Here is a 1,017-nt window from a genome sequence, read left to right as displayed (position 1 = left end):
TAAAAAATGTCTAAACCTGCAATTCTCACTATAGATGACGATCCCGAAGTTTTACGCGCCATTGCACGGGATTTAAGACAACAATATGGCGATCGCTTTAGGATTGTACGAGCTAATTCTGGTGCATCAGCAGTGGAAACTTTAGAACAATTAAAACTGCGTAACGAAACAGTTGCTCTACTTGTCAGCGATCAAAGAATGCCTGAAATGAGTGGGGTCGAGTTTATCGAACAAGCTAGTGAGATGTTTCCTGAAGCGAAACGAGTCTTGCTCACTGCTTATGCCGATACCGATGCAGCAATTCGGGCAATCAACTCCGCTAGATTAGATTATTATCTTCTCAAGCCTTGGGATCCTCCAGAAGAACAGCTTTATCCTGTATTAGATGATTTATTAGATGATTGGTTGTCGGTTTATCGTCCTGCTTTTGAAGGAATTCGAGTAATTGGCGATCGCTGGTCACCCTGTTCTCATAATATCAAAGACTTTTTAGCACGCAATCAAATCCCTTATCAGTGGTTAGATATCGAAAGAGAAACAGAGGCACAGAAATTAGTCAATTATGTGTCCAATAACGGGGAAAAAACCAAGTTACCCCTAGTTTTATTAGGAAATGGCGAACAGCTACACCAGCCTACTAACATTCAACTGGCTGAAAAAATCGGTTTACAAACCCAAGCAGAACAACCTTTTTATGATTTAGTGATTGTCGGCGGAGGTCCTGCTGGATTAGCTGCTGCGGTATATGGTGCTTCAGAAGGTTTAAGCACTGTAATGATTGAAAGACAAGCACCAGGAGGACAAGCGGGATCGAGTTCGCGCATTGAAAACTATCTTGGCTTCCCTGTAGGACTTAGTGGCGGAGATTTAGCTAGAAGAGGTGTCACCCAGGCTAAAAGATTTGGCGTAGAAATTCTCACACCCCAAGAAGCAGTAGGAGTCAAATTAGAAAACTCCTATCGTATTATTACTCTAGCTGATGGTAGCGAAATCACTTGTCATGCTTTGTTGCTGGCT

1 protein-coding gene is annotated in these 1,017 nt (G+C 42.4%); it reads left to right on the top strand.

What is annotated here, in order from left to right; translation table 11 throughout:
* Nucleotides 1-6: 6 nt before the first annotated feature.
* A partial coding sequence (locus H1P_RS33710; RefSeq protein WP_144875876.1) for a response regulator occupies nt 7-1,017 on the top strand: 1,011 nt, incomplete at its 3' end.

The organism is Hyella patelloides LEGE 07179 (genome assembly GCF_900659865.1).
Classification (GTDB): Bacteria; Cyanobacteriota; Cyanobacteriia; order Cyanobacteriales; family Xenococcaceae; genus Hyella; species Hyella patelloides.
This window is presented reverse-complemented; position numbering and strand designations above follow the sequence as displayed.